This window comes from Mesoterricola sp. MK458 (genome assembly GCF_055384935.1).
This window is the reverse complement of record NZ_AP045075.1, coordinates 907,922-929,970: the sequence shown is the minus strand read 5'-3', so window position 1 is coordinate 929,970 and position 22,049 is coordinate 907,922. Positions and strand designations below refer to the sequence as shown.

The 22,049-nt window shown below is 64.4% G+C and carries 14 protein-coding genes; 3 read left to right on the top strand and 11 right to left on the bottom strand.

What is annotated here, in order from left to right; all coding sequences use genetic code 11:
• Nucleotides 1-70: 70 nt before the first annotated feature.
• From acnA to ACZ5LB_RS03980, 5 genes are all read right to left on the bottom strand, one after another.
• A complete protein-coding gene (gene acnA, locus ACZ5LB_RS04000) occupies nucleotides 71-2,815 on the bottom strand; it encodes an aconitate hydratase AcnA (protein WP_464604831.1) in 2,745 nt (914 codons plus the stop codon).
• Nucleotides 2,812-4,116, bottom strand: coding sequence for an NAD(P)/FAD-dependent oxidoreductase (locus ACZ5LB_RS03995; RefSeq protein WP_464604830.1), 1,305 nt, complete (start codon nucleotides 4,114-4,116; stop codon nucleotides 2,812-2,814). The genes acnA and ACZ5LB_RS03995 overlap by 4 nt, the downstream gene beginning before the upstream one ends.
• Nucleotides 4,109-7,693, bottom strand: a complete 3,585-nt coding sequence (locus ACZ5LB_RS03990; RefSeq protein ID WP_464604829.1) for a multifunctional oxoglutarate decarboxylase/oxoglutarate dehydrogenase thiamine pyrophosphate-binding subunit/dihydrolipoyllysine-residue succinyltransferase subunit — start codon at nucleotides 7,691-7,693, stop codon at nucleotides 4,109-4,111. The genes ACZ5LB_RS03995 and ACZ5LB_RS03990 overlap by 8 nt, the downstream gene beginning before the upstream one ends.
• A gap of 44 nt (nucleotides 7,694-7,737) precedes the next feature.
• Nucleotides 7,738-8,076, bottom strand: a complete 339-nt coding sequence (locus ACZ5LB_RS03985) for a cupin domain-containing protein (protein ID WP_464604828.1) — start codon at nucleotides 8,074-8,076, stop codon at nucleotides 7,738-7,740.
• A 279-nt stretch (nucleotides 8,077-8,355) separates the two neighbouring features.
• Nucleotides 8,356-8,958, bottom strand: coding sequence for a TetR/AcrR family transcriptional regulator (locus ACZ5LB_RS03980; protein WP_464604827.1), 603 nt, complete (start codon nucleotides 8,956-8,958; stop codon nucleotides 8,356-8,358).
• A gap of 167 nt (nucleotides 8,959-9,125) precedes the next feature.
• Between ACZ5LB_RS03980 and ACZ5LB_RS03975 the strand changes: the two genes are divergently transcribed.
• Complete coding sequence (locus ACZ5LB_RS03975) at nucleotides 9,126-15,116, top strand: alpha-2-macroglobulin family protein (RefSeq protein ID WP_464604826.1); 5,991 nt, start codon at nucleotides 9,126-9,128, stop codon at nucleotides 15,114-15,116.
• Between the two features lie 166 nt (nucleotides 15,117-15,282).
• On the opposite strand, the gene ACZ5LB_RS03970 is transcribed toward ACZ5LB_RS03975, so the two are convergent.
• The 5 genes from ACZ5LB_RS03970 to ACZ5LB_RS03950 are packed head-to-tail and all read right to left on the bottom strand — an operon-like array spanning nucleotide 15,283 to nucleotide 18,637.
• A complete protein-coding gene (locus ACZ5LB_RS03970) occupies nucleotides 15,283-15,597 on the bottom strand; it encodes a hypothetical protein (RefSeq protein ID WP_464604825.1) in 315 nt (104 codons plus the stop codon).
• On the bottom strand, nucleotides 15,579-16,340 hold the full coding sequence (locus ACZ5LB_RS03965; RefSeq protein WP_464604824.1) for a prolipoprotein diacylglyceryl transferase: 762 nt from the start codon (nucleotides 16,338-16,340) through the stop codon (nucleotides 15,579-15,581). Before ACZ5LB_RS03965 ends, ACZ5LB_RS03970 begins: the two co-directional genes overlap by 19 nt.
• Nucleotides 16,310-16,696, bottom strand: coding sequence for a DUF4395 family protein (locus ACZ5LB_RS03960; RefSeq protein WP_464604823.1), 387 nt, complete (start codon nucleotides 16,694-16,696; stop codon nucleotides 16,310-16,312). The genes ACZ5LB_RS03965 and ACZ5LB_RS03960 overlap by 31 nt, the downstream gene beginning before the upstream one ends.
• 41 nt (nucleotides 16,697-16,737) lie before the next feature.
• A complete protein-coding gene (locus ACZ5LB_RS03955) occupies nucleotides 16,738-17,346 on the bottom strand; it encodes a methyltransferase family protein (protein WP_464604822.1) in 609 nt (202 codons plus the stop codon).
• Entirely contained in the window at nucleotides 17,339-18,637 is a 1,299-nt protein-coding gene (locus tag ACZ5LB_RS03950) for a radical SAM protein (RefSeq protein ID WP_464604821.1), read from the bottom strand. The genes ACZ5LB_RS03955 and ACZ5LB_RS03950 overlap by 8 nt, the downstream gene beginning before the upstream one ends.
• A gap of 340 nt (nucleotides 18,638-18,977) precedes the next feature.
• On the opposite strand from ACZ5LB_RS03950, the gene ACZ5LB_RS03945 reads away from it, so the two are divergent.
• Nucleotides 18,978-19,631, top strand: a complete 654-nt coding sequence (locus ACZ5LB_RS03945) for a hypothetical protein (protein WP_464604820.1) — start codon at nucleotides 18,978-18,980, stop codon at nucleotides 19,629-19,631.
• 85 nt (nucleotides 19,632-19,716) lie between these two features.
• Here ACZ5LB_RS03945 and ACZ5LB_RS03940 read toward each other — a convergent pair whose 3' ends face one another.
• Nucleotides 19,717-20,646, bottom strand: coding sequence for an alpha/beta hydrolase (locus ACZ5LB_RS03940; protein WP_464604819.1), 930 nt, complete (start codon nucleotides 20,644-20,646; stop codon nucleotides 19,717-19,719).
• Nucleotides 20,647-20,750: 104 nt separating this feature from the next.
• Here ACZ5LB_RS03940 and ACZ5LB_RS03935 point away from each other — a divergent pair, with 104 nt between their 5' ends.
• The gene (locus ACZ5LB_RS03935; RefSeq protein ID WP_464604818.1) at nucleotides 20,751-21,965 is read left to right on the top strand and encodes a C45 family autoproteolytic acyltransferase/hydolase; all 1,215 of its coding nucleotides are present in this window, start codon (nucleotides 20,751-20,753) and stop codon (nucleotides 21,963-21,965) included.
• Nucleotides 21,966-22,049 lie beyond the last annotated feature (84 nt).

The following is a 22,049-nucleotide window of genomic DNA, read 5'->3' as shown; positions in this document are numbered from 1 at the left end:
GCCTCCACGTGAAGTGCAGTGCGACCCTATCCAATGACACGGCGGTGGGGTCGAACGGTTTGGGCCCAACCTAACGCTCCATGCGACCCGCCACCAGGGAGCGCAGGACATAGGGCAGGATTCCCCCATGGAGGTAATAGCTCGCCTCGATGGGCGAGTCGATCCGCAAGCGGAGGGAGACCCGTTGGGTGCTCCCATCCTTGCGCGTCACCTCCAGGGTCACCTCCTGCCGCGGTTCGAGGCCCTTTTCCAGGCCCAGGAGATCGAAGACCTCGTCGCCCCGGATGCCCAGGGTCCCAAGGCTGTCCCCATCCTGGAACTGCAGGGGCAGTACGCCCATCCCCACCAGGTTGGAGCGGTGGATGCGCTCGAAACTGCGGGCGATCACGGCCTTCACCCCGAGCAGCCGGGTGCCCTTGGCCGCCCAGTCCCGGCTGGAGCCCGTGCCGTATTCTTCGCCCGCGAAGATGATCGTTGGCGTGTTCAGTTCCTGGTAAATCATGGCGGCATCAAAGATGGGCATGACTTGTCCGCCGGGCTGGAGCAGGGTGAGGCCACCCTCGGCCTGGCCGCCGTCCGGCAGGGGCGGCAGCATCAGGTTCTTGATGCGGACATTGGCGAAGGTGCCGCGGACCATCACCTCATGGTTGCCCCGCCGGGACCCGTAGCTGTTGAAGTCCGCCGGGGCCACCCCGTGACCCTGTAGGTAGACCCCCGCGGGGGAGGACGGCTGGATGGCTCCCGCCGGGCTGATGTGGTCCGTGGTGACCGAATCCCCGAACAGGGCCAGCGCCCGGGCCCCGCGCACACCGGAGGTTGGGCCCGGCTCCCGGGTGAACCCGCCGAAGAACGGCGGCTCCGCGATGTAGGTGGAGTTCGGCCAGCCGTAGCGTTGCCCGCCTTCGACGGGAAGGCTTTGCCACAGACTGTCGCCCTGCTCCAGGTCGGCGTAGAGCGTTCGATAGGCCTCCGGGTCGGCTGCGAATCCCATCAGATCCTGGATTTCCCGCGGGCTGGGCCAGAGCTCACGGAGATAGACCGGCCGCCCGTCCCTGCCGTGGCCGAGGGGCTCCTGGGTGAGATCGATATCCACCCGGCCGGCGAGGGCGAAGGCGACGACCAGGGGTGGGCTCATGAGGAAGTTGGCCTTGAGGCTCACATGGATGCGCGCCTCGAAATTCCGGTTCCCGGACAGCACCGCCGCACCGACAATCCCCTGCCGCGTGAGCGTCTCCTCCAGGCGAGGCTCCAGCGGGCCGGAATTGCCGATGCAGGTCGTGCAGCCATAGCCAACGACCCCGAAACCCAGTTGCTCCAGATAGGGCAGCAGGCCCGCCCGGGCCAGGTAATCGGTGACGACCCTCGAACCGGGGGCCAGGGAGGTCTTGATGTGCGGCCGGACCGAGAGTCCCCGTTCCACGGCCTTTTTGGCCAGCAGGCCGGCGGCGAGCATCACGCCCGGGTTGGAGGTGTTGGTGCAGGACGTGAGGGCGGCGATCAGCACGTCGCCGTGCCCCAGGGCCACGGAGCGGTCCAAGGCCGGATCGGGGGCGGGGAGTTGCAGCAGGGAATGGCGCCTCGCGAGGCCTTCCTCCGGGATGCCATACCCGCCTTCCGAAACAGGTTTGATCAGCAGGGACGTGAACCTGCGCTTGAGGTCCGCCAGGTCGATGCGGTCCTGCGGACGCTTGGGGCCGGCCACGGAAGGGGTGATGCTGCCGAGGTCGACCTCGATCACCCGGCTGTAGTCGAGGTCGCCGGGCCTGGGCATGCCGAAGAGCCCCTGGGCCCGGTAATAGGCCTCGCAGACCGCCACGTCAGCCGCGCTGCGGCCCGTTGCCCTGAGGTAGCGGAGGGTCTGCTCGTCCACCGGGAAATACCCCAGGGTGGCCCCATATTCGGGCGCCATGTTGCCCAGGGTCGCCCGGTCCGGCACCGTCAGCGAGGCCGCGCCCTCCCCGAAGAATTCGACGAAGGCCCCCACCACGCCCCCGTGGCGCAAGCGCTCGGTCATGGCCAGCACGAGGTCGGTGGAGGTGACCCCCGCTGCCAGCCGCCCGTGGAGGTGCACCCCGACGACATCCGGCATCAGCAGATATACGGGCTGGCCGAGCATGGCCGCCTCCGCCTCGATGCCGCCCACGCCCCAGCCCACCACGCCAAGCCCGTTGATCATGGTTGTGTGGGAATCGGTGCCCACCAGGGTGTCAGGGTAGAGGACGCCGTCCTTCAGCCAGACGCCACGGGACAGATGCTCGAGATTGATCTGGTGGCAGATGCCCTTCCCGGGGGGCACCACCTTGAAGGTTTCGAAAACCTGCTTGCCCCATTTGATGAACCGGTAACGTTCCGCGTTGCGCCGGGCTTCCCATTCCATATTGGCCTGGAGCGCCCCGGCGGAATTGAAGACATCCACCTGGACGGAGTGGTCCACCACCAGGTGCACCGGCACCTGCGGCTCGATCGCCCCCGGATCGGCCCCCAGGCGGTGGGCCGCACTGCGCATGGCGGCAAGATCACAAAGGAGGGGCACGCCCGTGAAATCCTGAAGCAGGACGCGGGCCACGAAGAAGGGGATCTCCTCCAGGCGGGCCGCCTGGGGCGCCCAGGCGGCGATCCGACGGATCGGCTCTTCGGTGACCCCTTCGTTGTCGAAATGCCGAAGGACGGATTCCAGCACGATGCGGAGCGACACAGGCAGCCGCGAAACGGGGCCAAGGCCTGCCTCCTCAAGCGCGGGCAGGGAATAGAACCGTCGGGGCTCTCCGCCGGGAATGGCGAGGTCCCGCAGGGCATGGAAGGGATCTGGTTTCATGACGGGCCCCCATTGGCGGGGCGGGGGCATGGCTTCAGGATCAGCCGCGCTCTCCGCTGGGTTGTAAGGTACGCCCCGAACCAGTTCAGGAGAACCGCAACCCGGTTCTGGAAGCCCACCAATTGGAGAAGATGGACGAACAGCCAGGCAAGCCAGGCCAGGTAGCCGCTGAAGCAGTAGGGCCCCATTCGGGCCACGGCGGAGCCCCGGCCGATGGTGGCCATGCTGCCCCGGTCGCGGTACCGGAAGTTCTCGCGGCCCTGGCCGGCCAAGGTGGCCAGGATGCTCCGGGCCGCCGCCCTGCCCTGCTGGACCGCCACCGGCGCCACGCCCGGCAAAGGCCGCTCCAACCCATGGGAGAACGAAGCCAGATCCCCGATGACGAAGACCTCCGGATGCCCGGGCACGGAGAGGTCCGGCTCCACGAGGACCCTGCCCGCCCGGTCCAGGGGCACCCCAAGGGTGCGCCCCAGGCCCGAGGCCGCCACGCCCGCGGCCCACAGCACCGTCCGGGCGGGGATCCGTTCGCCTCCCAGGTCCACGCCCTCGGCGTCCACTCCGGCCACCGACTGGCCCAGGCGCACCTCCACCCCCAGGCGGGTCAAGGCCGCCTCGGCCTTGGCCGCGAGGTCCTCGCAGAAGGCCGTCAGGAGGCGGGGACCCGCCTCCACGAGAATGACCCGGGCCTCTCCGGTGCGGAAATGACGGAACTCCCGGGGCAAGGTCCGGGATGCGATCCCCTTCAAGGTGCCCGCCAGTTCCACCCCGGTGGCGCCGCCCCCCACGACCACATAGGTGAGGAGCGCCCGGCGACGTTCCGGATCGGGCTCGCGCTCAGCCTGCTCGAAGGTGAGGAGGAACCGCCGGCGGATCTCGCAGGCGTCCTCCAGGGTTTTCAGCCCCGGCGCATGCTGGGCCCAGGCGTCCTTGCCGAAATAGGAATGGCCCGAGCCTGTGGCCAGCACGAGGAAGTCGTAGTCGAGCTCGCCGCCGTCCTGGAAGGACACCTTCCGGGCCTCCAGGTCCACGGCCCCCACCTCGGCCAACAGGACCTCGGTGTTGGGCTGCCGTTTCAGGATCTGGCGGATGGGTGCGGCGATGTCGGCCGGCGACAGGGTCGCGGACGCCACCTGGTACAGGAGCGGCTGGAAGAGATGGTGGTTGCGCTGGTCGACCACCGTCAGCCGGACCGGGGCCTTGGCCAGGGCCTTGGCCGCCTCGAGGCCTCCAAAGCCGGCCCCCACCACGACCACACGCGGGCCGCCACGGGTTGCGTCAATCGGTACGACGGTCTCAGTCATGGGGAAGCTCCTGAAGGGTCGAACGGGGTTCAAGGGCCTCCGCCACCAGGGCCTCCTGTTCCTGCTTGAAGACCCGGTGGGAACCCGGGGCCGTGCTGGCGAGTTCCCGACGGCCGAGGTAGCGCAGGGGGCGCTGGACACCGCCCACCTGGCCATCCAGGAACTGCTCCCGCACGAAGCGCCACGCTCCCATGTTCCGGGGCTCCTCCTGGATGAAGACAACCTCGGCCTCCGGAGGGTAGGCGGCCAGCGCCCTTCCCAGGGCGGCACCCGGGAATGGATACAACTGCTCCAGGCGCAGGATGGCCACCTGGGAAGCCTGCCGCTCCTCCCTGGCCGACAGGAGGTCGTACGCCACCTTGCCGTTGGCCACGAGCACGCGGCGGACCGCGGACCGATCGCCCTTCACATCCTCGAGCACGGGCCTGAAGGCGCCATCCACAAGATCCTCCAGGGACGAGACGGCCTGGGGGTGCCTCAGGAGGCTCTTGGGACTCATGATGACCAGGGGTCTCCGGGTCGTGTCCCGGGCCTGGCGGAGCAGGAGGTGGTAGTACTGGGCCGGCGTCGTGGGATTGGCTACCCGGATATTGTCCTCCGCGCATAGGGAGAGGAAGCGTTCCAGACGGGCGGAGGAATGTTCGGGGCCCTGGCCTTCCTGGCCGTGGGGGAGAAGGAGCACCAGGCCACTGGTCTGGTTCCATTTCTGCTCCGAACCCGAAAGGAACTGGTCGATGACGACCTGGGCCCCGTTGGCGAAGTCGCCGAACTGGGCCTCCCACAGCACCAGGGCGGCGGGATCGGCGACGGAATAGCCGTATTCGAAGGCCATGGCGGCGTTCTCGGAAAGGAGGCTGTCCACCACCTCGAAGGGCGCCTGCCCGGGCGCGAGGGTGTTCAGGGGGACCCGTTCCAGGCCCGTGTGGACATCCGCGAGGACCGCGTGTCGCTGGCTGAAGGTGCCCCGGCCGGAGTCCTGCCCCGCCAGGCGCACCGGGATGCCTTCCAGCAGGCACGCCCCGAAGGCCAGGAGCTCCGCCCCCGCCCAATCGATGGTGGGTCCCCCCTCCAGATAGGCGGACCGCCGCCGCAGCAGGGGCTGAAGCTTCGGGTGGAGGGCGAAGTCCTCCGGGACGGTGGACACCGCCCTGACGACGGCCGAAAGGCGGTCGCCCGGGTCCGCTTCGCGGGGCGGGCCTGACCGGGAAGGGGGCGCTTCGGCGGGGGCGGCCTGATGCGATGGCGGGCTGTCCTGCAACAGCCTCTCGCGGGTCGCCGTCCAGAGCGCCTCCCGTTCCTCCGGTGCCAGGATGCCGTCCCGGAGGAGCTGGTCCCCGAAGAGATGGGCGACCGCCGGGTGCTCCTTGATCTTCCGGTACAAGAGGGGCTGGGTGTAGCTCGGTTCGTCCCCTTCGTTATGGCCATACCGGCGGTAGCAGACCAGGTCGACGACAACGTCCCGGTGGAACCGCTGCCGGTAGTCCACGGCCAGGTCCACGACCTGGGCCACCGCCTCGGGGTCGTCCCCGTTCACGTGGAAGATGGGCGCCTGGATGCCCTTGGCGACGTCCGTGCAGTAGGTCGACGACCGGGTCTCCCCAGGATTGGCGGTGAAGCCGATCTGGTTGTTGACCACCACGTGGAGGGTCCCGCCGGTGTGGTAGCCGTGGAGCTGGGACATGTTGAGCGTTTCAGCCACCACCCCCTGCCCCGCGAAGGCCGCATCCCCGTGCAGGAGCACCGGAAGGACCTGGTCATGGCCAAGGTCGCCCAGCAGACGCTGGCGGGCCAGGACCATCCCTTCCACCACCGGGTCCACGGCTTCCAGGTGGCTGGGATTGGGGGCCAGGGTCAGCCGGAGGCTCCGCCCCCCCTTGGCCTTGTGGACACCCGTGGCGCCCAGGTGGTACTTCACATCCCCGGACCCCTGGGTGAAGCCCGGCTCCAGCGCGTCCTCGAACTCGGCGAAGATCCTGGCCATGGGCTTGCCCACCGTGCAGGCCAACACCGTCAGGCGGCCCCGGTGGGACATGCCCAGGAACGCCTCCTGGACGCCTGCTTCGGAGGCCCGGTCCAGCATGCGGTCCAGGAGCGGGATGACCGCTTCGGCCCCTTCCAGGGAAAACCGTTTGTGCCCCATGTACCGCGTGTGGAGGGTCTTCTCGAAAACCTCGGCTTCCACCAGCTTGCCGAGGATCCGCTTGCGCGCATCCGGGGTGAGCTCCGCCCGGTTCCGGGTCGTTTCCATGCGCTCCATGAGCCAGCGCTTCTGCTCCGGATCCTGGATGTGCATGAACTCGGCACCGATCTTCCCGCAATAGGTCTGCCGCAGGACTTCGAGGATCTGCCGAAGGGTGGCCTCCTCGGTTCCACCCAGGCCGTTGGTGAGGAAGGTCCGGTCCAGGTCCCAGAGGGTGTAGCCGAAGGACGCCGGATCCAGTTCGGCATGGCTGCGGGCGGGTCCGGTGAAGAGGGGGTCCAGGTTGGCCACCAGGTGCCCACGGACCCGGTAGAAGTTGATGAGGGACAGGATTCGCGCCTGTTTCACGCTGAAGGAACCGCGCCCTGCGTCGAAAGGCGGTGGGCTGGTGTCCCGGGCCCAGGCGGTGGGATGGTGGGGCACCTCGAGATCCGAGAAGATCCTCTGGTAAAAGCCATCCCCGCCCAGAAGCAACCCTTCGAGCGTCGCCAGGAAGGCGCCCGATTCCGCGCCTTGGATGACCCGGTGATCGTAGGTGGAGGAAACGGTCATCACATGGGCCATGCCCAGGGCCGCCAGGGAGGCATCGGGCATGGCCGACATTTCCGCCGGGTGGCCCATGGCTCCCGTGGCGATGATGGCGCCCTGTCCCTTCATCAGGCGCGGGATCGAGGACGTGGTGCCCAGGGTCCCGGGGTTGGTGAGCGTCAGGGTGGTGCCGAAGAAGGCGTCCGGTTCGAGGGCGCCCTTCCTGGCTTTGCCGACCAGACTGTCGAAGGCGCTGACGAAGCCGACGAAATCGAGCTTCCCGGAATCCTTGATATTGGGGACCAGCAGGGAATGGTTCCCCTGCTCACGGGTGACGTCGACCGCGATGCCGAGGTTGATGCCGGCCTTGCGCACCCGCATCGGACGGCCGTCCACTTCGCCAAAGGCATCGTTCATGCCGGGGTGCTTTTCCAGGGCGCGAACGATCGCCCAGGCCACCAGATGGGTGAAGGAGATTTTCCCCCGCCCCATGACTTCCCGGTGCTGGTTGAGGATGCGCCTGTTCTCCTCCATCACGTTGACGGGGATCACCCGGGTGGAGGTGGCGGTGGGAATCCCGAGCGAGGCTTCCATGTTGCGCACGATCGCGGCCGCCTGGCCCGTGATGGGCAAGGCTTCTTCCCCGGGACGGGGCTCCGGGGCCGGCATCCTGGGCGCGGGACCGGGCGGGGCCGACCCGGGTCCAGGGTCCCGCAGGCCCTGGAAGACCCGGCGCCAGCCTTCATCCAGCGAGGTGGGATCCAGGCGGAATTGGATGAGTTTCTCGTATGCGTACCCCGCATTGGGCCCGAAGAGCTCAGTCAAAGGAGAAAGAAAAGGGTCGCTCATTTTGGCTCCACCCCTGGGCCGGGCCCCGGGGAACGGCGGGGCAGCTAATGTGAAGCCGCAGCCCGGGCGCCCAGACCACGCAGGTGGGTGACGATGAAATAGGAGGATTCACTCGCCCGGATGGCATGGCGCAGGCCCGCCTCCACGGCCACGAGTCCCCCGGGCGCCAGGGGCGTCCAGGTCTCCCCCAGCATCACGTCGATGGACCCGGAAAGGAGCAGCACCGTGGCCGGGTAGGGAACCTGGTGAGCCGGGATTTCGAGGCCTCCGGGAATGGCCACCACCACGACCTTCGTATCATCCTTCACGTCGAGGAGCGGCAATTGGGCTTTCTGGCCAACGGGCATCGGAAGCAGTTCCGGAAGGGAGACGGCGGACGGCATGGGGACCTCCTGAAGGTTGAGGGAATTGAATCGGGATGAAGGAGGGGAGCCAGGGGGTTCCCCCTTCAGGATCAATGTAAGTAAACGTTTACTCTAGTCAAGGACGATTTCAATTAAGTGCTTATTTTATTGCGCTTTTTTTATTTGGGACCCCACACATCAAAGCTGCTAGCATGGTTTCGTCCTGGCCGGCGGGCCGGGATTTCTGCCATGCGATGCCCAGCCAGGATCCCAAAGCCTGGAGTGCGCCCGTCGACCCGGGAGTTCCGCGCCGCAAGCCTAGGGAGCGTGGGGCAGACCCGGGGGTTCCAGAAGGACCAATAGGGTGTCGAGGACGGCGTCGGTGTCGCCGATCTTCAGCAGGCCCAGCGACCCGGCGAAGACCAGGTGCTGCAAGGTGCCCATGACGATGGGCAGGAGCGCTTCCGGGCCAAGGTCGGAGCGGATCTCACCCCCGTCCGCCCCCTCGTTCAGGGCTTCCAGGAGAAAGAAACGGGTGCGGCTCACGAGGCGCTTCAAGCGGTCGGCCGCGGTTTTGGGAAGCGCCAAGGTGAACGAGTCCGAGAACATCAGGCGGGCGATACCCGCCTGCTTCCCCACCGCCTGGGCCCGGGCCCTGAACAGCAGCCGGATCCGTTCCAGCGGGAGGCAGGAACAGTCGGGAACGGTTGCGAGGATCACTTCCTCCACCCGAAGCGCCACAGCTTCGAGGATCTCCGCGCGGTTCGCGAAATGCCGGAAGGGAGCGCCACTGCTTTCGCCCAGTTCCGCCGCCAGCGTCGCCGTGGTCAGCGAAGCGATCCCCTGCCGGCCAATGATCCGCAACGCCGCATCCACGATTTCAAGACGCTTGGGAGAGAGGTGAGAAGCAAGGTCGCCCATGCCGCCAATGTAAGTAAGTATTTACTCTTGTCAAGGTGCGTGGCGGCGGTTCACCAGAGGGAGAACAGGGCCTTGCATTAAGGGGTTAAATGGCGGAGCAAAAGGTTCATACTCTTTGCAAACCAGCCATTTGTTCACGAAGCCACCATGCCCGGCAAGGATTCCAAATGTTCCGAGAACTATTCTTCGTAGGGTGTTCCGCCGCATTGGCCGTGGCCGGCACCCGTGACGCCCAATGGACAAAGGTCAACGTCGCCATCGGGAAGGGACTGCCCGAAACGGCGGTCACGGAACTGGAACCCATCGTGAAAGGGGCGATGGAAGACCGCGCCTATGGCGAGGCCGTCAAGGCCATCGGGTTGCGCATCGGCCTTGAAGGGACGATCCAGGGGAACAAGCCGGAGGAGAAGATCCTCCGGATGCAGGAAGAGCTTGCCAAGGCACCCGGGGAAATGAAACCGATGATGGAGTGCATCCTGGCCAATTGGTACTGGCAGTTCTTCCAGAGGAACCGCTGGCGATTCATCCGGCGGACCCGCATGGAAGGCGGTTCGGGCGGAGATCTGAACACCTGGGACCTCGGCCGGATCCTCGAGGAGATCGATCGGCACTTCACCCTTGCCCTGGCTTCCAGCGACGCGCTCAAGGCCATCCCCATCTCCACCTTCGAAGATGTGATCGAGAAGGGCACCGTGCCTGAAGGCTACCGCCCTACCCTCTTCGATTTCATTGCCCACGATGCCCTCACGTTCTATACCGCTGCGGAACAGGCTGGAGCCAAGTCCGAAGATTCCTTTGAACTGGAAGCCGAAGGCCCAGTCTTTTCCCAATCCGAAGCCTTCCTCGCCTGGCGGCCCGAAACCAGCGATGCGTCCTCTCCGACCTACAAGGCCATCCGCCTGTTTCAGGACCTGATGACCTTCCATGCCAAGGACCGGGACAGGTCCGCATACGCGGACGTCGATCTCATGCGGCTGGAATTCGGCAGCAATCGCGCAGTCGGGGATGGGAAGATCGCGCGCCGCAAGGCGGCCCTGCTCGCCTTGGCGAAGGAGATGAAGGGGCAGGAAGTCTCGGCTCGGGCTCTCGCGATCCTGGCCGGGATCCTCAAGGACGAGAATGCCCTCCCGGAGGCAAGGTCCCATGCCCAACAAGGTTTGAGTGCCTTCCCCGACTCGCCCGGAGGGAATTCCTGCTTCAACCTCATCCAGGAGATCGAGCGGAAATTCATCTCCATAACTACGGAACGTGTGTGGAACGCGCCCATGCCGACCCTGGACGTGTCCTACCGGAACGTGGCCAAGGTCCATTTCCGGGCCGTCGAGGCGGATTTCGACACCTGGCTGAGGTCTCACAGGTGGGGTGGCCTGAACTATGAATGGGCCGTTGATCAGGGTTTGAACGATCGCAAGCCTGCCCTTGCCTGGCAGATGGAGCTGCCACCCACCCCCGATTTCCGCCTGCGCACGGCTCATCTCCAGGCTCCCACGGGTCTCAAGCCCGGATTCTACTTCATCCTCGCCAGCCCATCCCCGGACTTCGGAAGTGTCGACAATGTCGTGAGCGCCACTCCCATCTGGGTGAGCGACCTGGCCCTGGTCGTCCGGCCCCGCCGGCTTGAAGTGGGTTGTGAAGGGATGGTGCTCAACGCCATCACTGGCACCCCCATTGCCGGGGCCAAGGTCGTTGTGCGGAAAACGCAGACTCAAGGCGGCCTGCTGCCCAGCGGAACCGTCTCCACGGACCTGGATGGGATTTTCAGCCTCCCCATGGCGGACACCCCCTACGCCTCATGCGTACTGGTCGCGACCTACCATGGCCAGACGGTCGTGGCGGATGCCTACGCCGGCGGCGGGGAGGAACCCGGAAAGGTGACCCCCCAGACGGTGCTGTTCACGGATCGCTCCATCTACCGACCGGGCCAGACCATTTCCTTCAAGGGCATCTGTCTCCAGGTCGACCAGGCCCATGCCGATTACCGCACCCTGCCCGGGAGGGAGGTCTCCATCGTCTTCCAGGATTCCAACGGGAAGGAAATCGAACGCAGATCCTTCTTGTGTAACGGCCTGGGGTCCTTCAGCGGCGTCTTCACGGCCCCCAGGGACCGGATCATGGGCCGGATGACCCTACGTGCCGAGGAGCCATCCGGCGCAACGTCTGTCCGGGTGGAGGAATACAAGCGCCCTAAATTCCAGGTTGAACTCCCCGCGCCCAAGGATGCCGCCAAGCTCGGCTCCGAGCTGGTGGTGGTCGGCAAAGCGACCGCCTACACGGGAGCCGCGGTCGATGGAGCCCGGATCGCATGGCGCGTTCAACGTGGCGTGCACCTGCCGCCCTGGTGCTGGTGGGGTGGCCGCTACGGGGTCGGAGGTCCCGGTTCAAGCCAGTCCATCGCCCATGGAACCGGCATCACGGAACGGGACGGGAGCTTCCGGATCACCTTCATCGCAAAGTCCGACCCGGCCGTACCGGAAAAGGATGAACCGGTGTTCCAGTTCACCATCCACGTGGATGTGACGGATCCATCCGGAGAGACCCGCTCGGAGGAACGGACGGTGAACGTGGCCCATGCGGCGCTGGCGGCAAGCCTGTCCACCCCGGAATGGCTGACGGCAGACCGCCCCGTCGAGGTGCTGCTCAGGACCACCTCCCATGATGGCGAAGGCCAGGCGGCCGCCGGAACCTTGACGATCCGTACCCTCCGGCAACCGGCCAAAGTCCTGCGGCCATCCCTGAAGCCGGTTCGGGAGTATTGGAATTCGGACCCCCTTACCGTCCCCAAGGAGGAGGCAGACCCCTCCCTGCCCGCAACATGGGAACCGGGAGAGGTCATTTCCTCGCAGGCGGTCCAGACGGACCGAAGCGGCAAACTCCAGGTTCCCGTGAACCTCAAGGCCGGGATCTACCGCGCGTTCCTTGAGGCCCGCGACAGGTTCGGCAAACCGGTCACGGCGAGATCGGACTTCCAGGTCGTGAAGCCGGGAGCCCGCCACTACGCCCTCAAGCTGGCCGACCACTTCGCTTCGCCCTCCTGGTCCGCCAAACCCGGCGAGACCTTCACGGCCCTCTGGGGCACCGGCTATGGAGAAGGACGCGCCTTCGTCGAACTGGAGTGCAAGGGGAAGCTCCTGAGGCGCTATTGGACCCGGCCGGGCCGAACCCAGGAGACCATCCGCCAGATGGTCGACAAGGACATGCGAGGAGGGTTCACGGTCCGCACGACCTTCGTCCGGGAGAACCGGGCCTACATCAACGAGCGGATCGTCGACGTGCCTTGGTCCGACAAGGAGCTTGCCCTCAAGTGGGAGCATTTCACCTCGAAGTTGACGCCCGGGCGGAAGGAAACGTGGACCGTCGCGATCTCAGGTCCGGACTCCTGGAACGCCACCGCAGAGCTTGCGGCGACGATGTACGATGCGTCACTGGACCAGTTCCTTCACCATGACTGGATCCATGCCTTCAGCGGCTTTCGCCGCGAATGGCTTAGGGTGGATTCGAGGTTCGAGAACAGTGCCGCCGTGTTGCGCCCCATCCGCGGCAGATGGAATTTCGCTTCCCGGTCCATGAATTGGCGGTATCCGAGCTTTGATGGAGCGGTCTCCCAGAATCTGTGGGGTTATGGATTCCTCGACGGCAACCGGCTCAGGAGCGCCAAAGGCACGGTCATGCCTCCACCGCCTCCTGCACCTGCAACCCGGGGCGCCGATGGGAGTGCCGTTGTGGAGGTGGTAGCAGAGCTTCCTGTAATGGATCGGACCGAAACGATGACAGCCGTCAACTTTAGCCTGGAACTGGTACAATCCATGCCGGAGGCTCCGGCTCCCGTCGCTGACCTTAGCAAGGTGGTTGCCCGAAAGAACATGGCTGAAACGGCCTTCTTCCATCCCCACCTTCTCTTCGGATCCGATGGCATCGCGAAACTGGAATTCACCATGCCGGAGACGCTCACCGAATGGAAATTCCTCGGTTTCGCGCACGATCGCGACATGCGGAGCGGCTACCTCACCGGAAGATCGGTGACGAGCAAGGACCTCATGGTGCAACCCAATCCGCCACGCTTTCTCCGGGAAGGGGATTCCGTCGAATTCACGGTCAAGGTGAGCAACCCTTCTGAGGAGGTCCAATCCGGCGTCGTGCGGCTGGATTTCGCGGATGCCCGCACCGGAGCGCCCCGCAATCAGCTTCTCGGGAACACCCAAGGGGTCGAGAAACCCTTCGAGATCCCGGCCAAGGAGAGCCGCACCTTTGCCTGGAAGATCAGCGTCCCCGACGGCTGCGAATTTCTCACCTACAAGGCCGTCGGCGCAGCCGCCCTGGTGAGCGACGGTGAAGAGGGCTTCCTGCCCGTCCTGGGCCGGCGGATCCTGGTGACGGAGTCCCTTCCCCTTCCCATCCGGACCCCGGGGGAAAAGACCTTCGAGTTCAAGAAGCTTCTGGAATCCGGCCAGTCCTCGACCCTGCGCCAGGAGAGCCTGACCGTGCAGATGGTGTCCCAGCCGGCTTGGTATGCGGTGATGGCCCTGCCTTACCTGATGGAATTCCCTTACGAATGCAGTGAACAGGTCTTCAATCGCCTTTACGCGAACGCCGTGGCCCGCCACATCGCTGCCAGCAACTCGAAAATCCGCCAGGTCTTCGAACAATGGAAGGGAACCGTCACCCTCGACAGCCCCCTCGAGAAGAACCAGGATCTCAAGGCGGTCATGCTGGAGGAGACCCCATGGTTGCGGGAGGCCACGGCGGAGAAGACCGCCCGCCGCAACATCGGCCTTCTGTTCGATGCCAACCGTCTGGACTCCGAGACATCCGCCGGGCTCCAGAAGCTCAAGGATATGCAGCTCCCGGATGGACACTGGCCGTGGTTCTCCGGGGGGAGAGGAAGTGATTTCATCACCCTCTATGTCGTCACAGGCTTCGGGCGGCTTCGCCACCTGGGCATCGACCTCGATGTCGGATCTGCCCTCCGCGCGATCGATGCGCTGGATACCTGGATGGACGACGCCTACCGCCGGATCCGCAATCGCGACACGTACGTCCCGGACTCGATTGTCGCCCTGTACCTGTATGGCAGAAGCTTCTTCCTGAAGGATCGGCCCATCCCGGCGTCGCACCGGGAGGCCGTCGACTTCTACCTCAGCCAGGCCCGCAGGAACTGGCTCAAGCTGGCGAACCGCCAATCCCAGGCCCATCTGGCGTTGGCTTTGGCCAGGTTCAGGGCGGTCCTCAAGCTCGACGATCCGGCACCCGAGGACATCATGCGAAGCATCAAGGAGCGCAGCCTCGTCAGCGAGGAACTCGGCAGGTACTGGAGGGACCAGGAACAATCCTGGTGGTGGTACCGGGCCCCCATCGAAACCCAGGCCATGATGATCGAAGCCTTCGACGAAGTCGCCCGCGATCCTCAAGCCGTGGAGGATTGCCAGGCCTGGCTCCTCAAGCAGAAGCAGACCCGGGACTGGAAGACCACCAAGGCCACGGCCGACGCGATCTACGCCCTGCTCCTGCGGGGCTCCGCCAAGCTGGGAAGCGATGCCCTGGTTGAAGTGTCCCTCGGTGGTAGTCCCGTCCGGCCCAACGGAGTGGAGGCGGGGACAGGGTTCTACGAGCAGCGCTTCGTCCGGGATGAGGTCAAGCCGCAGATGGGCCGCATCGTCCTCAGGAAGCCCGATGACGGGGTGAGCTGGGGAAGCGCGCACTGGCAGTATCTGGAGGACATGGCCAAGATCACGCCCCATGAGGGCACCCCCCTCAGAATCAAGAAGGCGCTCTTCATCAAGGACACCACAGCCAAAGGCCAGGTGCTCAAGCCAGTGACCGGGGAACTTTCGGTCGGAGATGAACTGGTCGTGCGGGTCGAATTGCGAACGGACCGGGACATGGAATACGTCCACCTCAAGGATCAGCGCGGCTGCGGCACCGAACCCGTGGAGGTCCTGAGCGGGTACCGGTACCAGGACGGATTGGCCTATTACGAGAGCACCCGGGATACGGCGACCCATTTCTTCATCGATTACCTGCCGAAGGGAACCTACGTCTTCGAATATTCGACCAGGGTCCAGCTCCGAGGGCGCTACCAGACCGGGATCGCCAGCATCCAGTGCATGTATGCGCCTGAATTCAACAGCCATTCCGAGAGCCTGGCCCTCGAGGTCAAGTAGACAAGGTTAGGCAGAGACCCCGATCGTGGTCTGGAGGACCCATCGGCTTCGATCCGTGCTGACGATTCCATCGAAAACGACCGTGGTGGCCCATATCCCCATACTTTGACTTTTTTCCAACAAGGCTGTGGTCTCAGAGGTTCAGTGGACCGACGAGCCAGGGCGTTCACGTTGGGAACTGGAATCCATTCAACGCGCACATCCCGAAAAGGCCTAGGAATACGACCACCGGAACCAACGCCGTCGAAAAGATGATGCTCACCAGCATTGTCCGGCCATCCACCCGGCGGCCAATGTAGAGGAGGTGGCCAACGAAGGCGATCAGGAGCAACGGAAACAGGCCGCCATTGGAGAGTCTCATCAAGAGACCGCCAACCACCCACCAGGCAATCCCGATGAGGATCCCGGCCACACGGTCACGCCGCTTGGACCCCAGAATGAAATTGGGGTCAGGTGAGGGTGTCACGGATAGGTTATCCATGGCCGGCTCCGAAAAAGCTTGAAGGCGGTCCAAAGGACCACCGGAATGCAAACAAGTTGGAAGTTGGTCAGACCCCAGATGGAAATGGGCTCAATGCGGATGAACTCAAGGAAGAACCGGAATGTGAAGTAGCTGCCAATGAAGAGATCGAACAGCGCACCCTTTTCACCCTTCGGGCGCGCAACCGTGAAAAGGAACCAGAGCAACCCGAAGGCGCATTCATAGAGTTCTGTGGGATGGCGGTCCAGCCCGTCACCAAAATCCACTCCCCAGGGGAGGTTGGTGACCTTCCCGCAGCAGCATCCTCGAAAGAAGCACCCTACCCTGCCAATCCCCAGCCCGAGGCCAAGGGCGGGCACCAAGGCATCGCCCTTCCGGGTGTGAATCCCCAGGCGCCACTTGGTCAGGCGAACGGCGAGAATGCCCCCCAGGAACCCGCCCAGGATGGTGCGACCCGCGAAGAGCATTTCCGGGTCTCGAATTCCGGCCAGATAGGATTGAACATTGGCGAGGAGGTATGGAGCCTTGGAACCCAGGATCCCTCCCGCCAGGCTGGCGGTGATGATAGCCAGGGAGGGTCCACCCCGCGTCCCGCCTCCCTGAAAGCCGTACACGGTCGCGCCAGCGATGAAGGCAAGGCCCACCATGAGCGAATACATGGGCAGCGTCCAGGGGCCCAGGTGCAGGTAGGGGAAGACCCCCCAGTGGCCCGTCAGCACCGGTTCCCCGTCAAAGCGCAACATCCGCCCTTCCTTAGGCAGACGAAGAGTTTGGAGGCCGGGCAGAACCCGAGGGCGGAGATGGTCTTGAGGACGCAGAAACAGGCGAGTGCCACCCAGCCAGCGCGGGGGTGGAGGAGAATCGCCGCCAGCACACAGGATCCCAGGATGGCACCCGTGGCGTGGGCGAACCGCATTGCGGCGACATCCATGAACTCAAAGGAGGCAGGCGGAAACAGCTTTCCCAGCGTCATCCGGTAGAGGACCACCATGGGGGAGCGGTCAACCCGCAGGAGCATGGAAATGGCAAGCAGGCCCACCACCACCCCCAGGATCCAGACCTGCCGTGTGGCGAGAGACAACCACAGCAGTCCGGTCAAGGACCACCGGCAGAAGGCGAAGGCACGGCGTGGGACTTGAACTACGTGTGGGGCCATGGCCAGGGAACCAGCATGCCTGTCTTGCGTCGATAATCGGCGTAGCCAGGGAAAAGGATGATCAAGGCGGCTTCTTCCTGTCTGGCTCTGTAGATCATGGCCGGCACGAAGATGCATAGGGTCGCCCCCAGGGCGGCCACATTGCTGAAGACCAAGGACGCGCCGGAGGCCATCCAGATGAGGGAAGCGTAAAGAGGATGACGCACCCAGCGGAACATGCCGGAACTCACCAGGGCGTGATCCTTGTACAGAACCACGTGATTGCCCCACTGTCCGCCAAGGGCGACGCGGCCGAGGATGTTGACTACCGTGCCAACCAAGAGCAGGGCAAGGCCGAAATCAAGAAGGACATTGGACGTCCTGGCAGGCAGTCGAATCTCTCCAATGTGGAATCGAAGCAGAAGATACAAAACCACGAAATACACCAGCATGGTCCCGGTGGCCACGGCGCTTTTCTTCTCGGATTGGATGGTCGAGGGAGGGGGCGCAAACACGAAGTTTGCAGCCACAGCCAGCAGAGCCGCACCTGTGCAGATGGCAACGATCGCCGGGGCAACCTGCCGAATCAAAGCCTGGAGGCTGATTTCACCCATGGCCGCCTCGATGGTGGAGGTTGAAGGCCGAGAATGGAATCTTGCGGAGGTCCGGAGTGATGACGTGCACGCATTCCTTCTGCATGGCCTTGAGGTCGAAGTTGAATGCGTCGAGGAAGGAGACCACGCTCAGTCGGAATAAATTCTCATTGACGTATTCCACTCGCTCCGTTTGCCCACGATGAAGGAAGGTCCGGGGGATGAACGCAAGCAGATCCGCAAGGCCACAGCAGGAGGAGCTGGTCGCGGCCTCCTGGAGGAATTCTTCGACTTTGAAGTTGAAGGTGTTGCGGATGTATGGCAGGTATTTACGGAAATCCACACCTCGAGTGATGGGGATCCAACCTCCCTGGTGACGGTACAGGTAGTTCACGGCCACCCGGTCCACGTGGCAAGGCAGCGGCACGAAGTCCTGGAGGAGGATCTGTCCCTTGGTTTGGGTTTCAAGCCCTTGGAGGATTCCTGTGAGGGTTGCCCGCTCCTGGGTTTTCGTTCCTGCTGGAAGGCGTCCGAACCATGCCACCGGCTGGAAATTGACCCCACGAACATTCCGGAAACCCATGGCGAAGGCAACCATATCCCCCAGCGCGTGGTCATTGACGCCGGCCTGCACCGACATGACCAGGGTCACCGGAACGTTGTGACGCTCCAAGGCTTGTAGGGCCTCCCGTTTCCAAGCTTGGACACCGGCCCCTCTCAGCGGCTGGCCCGATGCTTCCTCCAGCGCATCGAATTGCAGGTACACCTCAAAGCCGCCGACGAATGCGGCCAGTTCCCGCACAAAATCCTCATCTTGGGCGAGGCGATGTCCATTGGTATTGAGCATCACGTAGGCCAGGTTCTTGGTCCTTGCGTAACGAATTATTTCCAGGATCTCGGGATGTTGTGTCGGTTCCCCGCCTGAGATCTGAAGGATTTCCGCCTGACCGCACTCGGAAGCCACGTAGAAATCGATCATCTCCTGGACGCGCTCCAGGGGAAGGTGGGCGCCCCCGGGCAATGAATCGGCGTAGCAGGTTGGACAGCCCCTGTCACATGCATCGGTAACTTCGATGAGGCCAATGCAGGTGTGCTGTTCATGGCTGGGGCACAAACCGCAATCCCAAGGGCAGCCGCGAACAACCTGGGTCTGGGTCAATCCAGCGGAACCTGGCCGGCTGTATTCATTCCGCTTGCGGAAATAGGCCGCGTCCGCCTCCAGGAGCTCCTGTTGGAAACCATGAGAGGGACAGAACTTCCTCAGAAGGATGCGCCCGCCCTCCTCCACGATCTTGGCCTGGACTGTGGTCATGCACGTCGGGCAAAGGCTGAGGGTGGCCTCAAGGACATCGTAGGAGCGCATGCTAAGTGGCATATCATAATTTATCATATTCCCTACCCGCACCATCTCTCCGCAGGCAGGCCATCCAGGCCTAGCTTCATGGCTTTATGATCCAAATCCCCATGAGCCAGGAGCCATACCTGCCTTCCCAAAATCCTGGAGGCTTATGTCTACCCCGGGTTCACCGCTGACGCCAGAAGAGTTGAAGGCCTGCCCCTCCTGTGGCGCTTCCACGGAGCGTTGGTCCCGGGTCTGCCCCCACTGTACATTCGAGTGGAAGGAAGGAGGTCTCCCCTCGACGGAGGCCAAGGTGTGGAACCCCATGGCGGTGTTTGGATGGTCCTTCCTCTTCGGACCGCTCTTCGGCGCCATTCTCCTGGACAGGAATTGGCACCACCTCAGACAGGAAGAAAGGGGCAGGAATGCGAGATTCTTCCTGTGGGGGTGCATCGTCTTTTTCGTCTGTATCGCGGCCACCTTCCTTGTCGGTTTTGAGCCCCAGGCAGACAAGACGGTTCAGGGGGTCATCAAGGTCATCGGCCTGGCCCTGACGGGCACGTGTGGTTCCCTGGCGCGTTCACAGCGAGATTTCCTGGGCGAAGCCATGGGGGGAGCCTACCCGAAGAGATCCTGGTTCAAGCCCCTCTCGATTGGTTTCGGCCTTCTGGTTCCACTGTTGACCGTCATTGTCCTGTCGGCCTTCCAAGGCCCCCTCCTGTGTTGGCTCGTCGAGCGCGATGCCCGGCCACTGCTTGTCCAGGAATTCTCCAGGCGCCCGGATTATTCAGGTGTTTCCATCCAAAGCGTCACCTTCGACCACCGCAACGGCTCCGACTATGACGGCAGCATGGTGATCCGTACGGCCTCGGGAACCAGGATCGTGCCTCTCAGGGCACATCTTGAGGGCAATCGACTTTCGGTCAATTGGCCCAACAACCTTTCAGGTTCCCTGGGGCCACCTTGAACCTGCTTCATGCTTCTCCGCGGTGAAGACAAGTCAAGACCCTGGATGGGCAGGACCCAGATCAATTTCTGGGCCTTTGGGATTCTCAAGGAGTCGAGCTTCCCAGGATTCCCCACTTCGCCAGCCGAAGCTCCGCCCATACGCGCCACCCGCCAGGAACCAGCACCCCGGCCTCCATGTGCCGGGCGCCATGGACGAGGGTGAGGTCCGGATGGAAGGAGGCAATGGCCCGTACGCCATGGATGGGCGTGATGTCATCCGCGTCGCCGGCCAGCAGGGCGATGGGCGTCCTGAGGTGCCGGGACGCTTCCAGGGGGGAAACGTCAGCGGGACGGAAATGCCCGAGCCGCCCCGCCCTCAGGAGGGCGAGCCGCTCCCCGGGCCGAAGCAGCCATTCAGCAGTCCCAAGGGTGCCCTGCACATGGTTCCGGGCGGCCTCCTGGAGGGATTCAAAAGGGGATTCCAGCAGGGCACCCCCAAGGGGGCCCTGCCCTTCCAGCCGCTCCAGGGCCAGGAGCGCGACCCCGGCCCCTTGGCTGGTCCCGACGAGGACGATGCGGTTCCGGGGCACTCCCCGGGTCACAAGATGCCGGACGACCGCCGCAGTATCCTCCCGTTCCCACCCCCCCAGGGTGGAGGGTGCCCTCGGGTCCAGGTCCCGATTGCGGAAGGTGAAGGTCACCGCATCCAGTTCCGGCAGGTCCTTGACCCGGGAGACGCCACCCCAGGCATCGTCCCCGAACCCATGCAGAAGGACCGCCACGCCGCGTGAAGCGGGCCGGTGCAGCCGCCAGACCGTGAGGGGCCGGCCCTCGCCCCCAACCAGCGTCTCCGAGGTCCAGGCACACCCCGGCGCACAGTACCGGGCTCGAAGCGCACTCCGCTCGGCTTCGGTCCTGGCCGGTAGCGGCGCATCCAGCAGCATCGGCGGAAGGATGGCCCAGCCTGCCAGGAGGTTGAGAAGGACGAGCACCGCCGGAACCGTGATGCAGAATGAAATGAGGAATCGCTTCATGTCTCCGGCTACGTGGTACTCCGCGGCCCTCCTTAGTCTGCGGGTTTCCCATGGTATGTTGGAGCGCTCACCTGAACATGACGGCACCTGTGGCGGAGAACCCGATGACCCCGGAAATGGATGCATCTCCATCCTGGCGACGCCGGCTCTCGGTCGCCCTCGGCTTGGCCCTGGTGCTCCCTGGTGCCTTCGGGACCTGGCACCTGTGGGTGAACCGGGACCGTGGTGCCCGGGTCGTGCCCACCGCCGCCACCCCCTGGCGAAGGGAAGATCCCGTGCCAGGGGTGATCCACCTGGAACTCCATGGTCAGGGGTATGGACTGGGGCTTGCCCAAGGAAGCGCCCTGAAAGGGGAGATCCGCGAGATGGCCCGGTTCCTGCGGGAGGATTTCCTCGGGAAAGGCCTGCTCGGCGCGGGAACCCGTGACTGGCTGCTGTCCACGGCCTGGAAATTCGAAGCCTTCCTCGCGCCCCGCTACCGGGAAGAGCTCCGGGGCATGTCGGAAGCCACCGGCGTCCCGTACGCCGATCTTCTTCTCATCAACACCTTCGATGACCTTCAGCACGTCTCGGGTTGCAGTTCCGCCGTGATGACCGGAACGGGGAGCCAGCCCCTTCTCCACGCCCGCAACCTGGACTACCCGATCGGCAGGTTGGCCAGGGTCAAAGTGGTTTCGGATATCGAGAATGGCGGCAACCGAATCAGGACCTTCGGCTTCCCAGGTCTCATCGGGGCGTTGACGGGGATGTCCAGCAGGGGCCTGGGGCTTTCCAGCCATACCAGCGCCAGCAGGCGGAACCGCATCGGTGAGCCCTCGGTCCTCCTGTACCGGCGCATGCTCGAGGAATGCAGTTCCCTTGACCAGATGCAAGCTGTCCTGGAAAAGGCTCGCCGGACCATGGGAAACAACCTCGCCCTCTCGGATGGTCCCCGGAACCGTGCCTTGGCTTTGGAATTCGATTCCGAGGCGCTCGAGGCCCGACAGCCCGAACAAGGCAGGCTCTTCGTTACAAACCATTTCTGGAGCCATGCTCTCCAGCAGCACCAGAGCGAGGGATGGTGGACGCCTGGGTCGGGCAGTCAGGCCCGGATCGCCTGCCTTGCCCGGGCCTTTCCCCCGGGGTCCAGAACCAGCGCGGAAGCGCTTCAGAAGGCCTTGAGCCTCGAAGGTCCCGGCTCCGCATGGCGCACCCCGGCCAACCGGGGCACAGTGCAGAGCGTCGTAATGGAGCCCGGCACGGGAAGGGCCTGGCTGGCCACAGGCACCACCATCCCGGTCACGCGAGGAGCCTACCTGGAACTGGGCCGCGCCTGGTGAACCGAACGCCGCCGCCACTTTAGGTCCAGCCAATTCCTCCGTTAGGTATCACCAACCTCCCAGGGATACAGCTTTCGGGAAGCG

Bases quoted from the DNA above. Each gene is read 5' to 3' on its own strand.
- acnA (WP_464604831.1), bottom strand. From the start codon at position 2,815: ATGAAACCAGATCCCTTCCATGCCCTGCGGGACCTCGCCATTCCCGGC.
- ACZ5LB_RS03995 (WP_464604830.1), bottom strand. From the start codon at position 4,116: ATGACTGAGACCGTCGTACCGATTGACGCAACCCGTGGCGGCCCGCGT.
- ACZ5LB_RS03990 (WP_464604829.1), bottom strand. From the start codon at position 7,693: ATGAGCGACCCTTTTCTTTCTCCTTTGACTGAGCTCTTCGGGCCCAAT.
- ACZ5LB_RS03985 (WP_464604828.1), bottom strand. From the start codon at position 8,076: ATGCCGTCCGCCGTCTCCCTTCCGGAACTGCTTCCGATGCCCGTTGGC.
- ACZ5LB_RS03980 (WP_464604827.1), bottom strand. From the start codon at position 8,958: ATGGGCGACCTTGCTTCTCACCTCTCTCCCAAGCGTCTTGAAATCGTG.
- ACZ5LB_RS03975 (WP_464604826.1), top strand. From the start codon at position 9,126: ATGTTCCGAGAACTATTCTTCGTAGGGTGTTCCGCCGCATTGGCCGTG.
- ACZ5LB_RS03970 (WP_464604825.1), bottom strand. From the start codon at position 15,597: ATGGATAACCTATCCGTGACACCCTCACCTGACCCCAATTTCATTCTG.
- ACZ5LB_RS03965 (WP_464604824.1), bottom strand. From the start codon at position 16,340: ATGTTGCGCTTTGACGGGGAACCGGTGCTGACGGGCCACTGGGGGGTC.
- ACZ5LB_RS03955 (WP_464604822.1), bottom strand. From the start codon at position 17,346: ATGGGTGAAATCAGCCTCCAGGCTTTGATTCGGCAGGTTGCCCCGGCG.
- ACZ5LB_RS03950 (WP_464604821.1), bottom strand. From the start codon at position 18,637: ATGACCACAGTCCAGGCCAAGATCGTGGAGGAGGGCGGGCGCATCCTT.
- ACZ5LB_RS03940 (WP_464604819.1), bottom strand. From the start codon at position 20,646: ATGAAGCGATTCCTCATTTCATTCTGCATCACGGTTCCGGCGGTGCTC.
- ACZ5LB_RS03935 (WP_464604818.1), top strand. From the start codon at position 20,751: ATGACCCCGGAAATGGATGCATCTCCATCCTGGCGACGCCGGCTCTCG.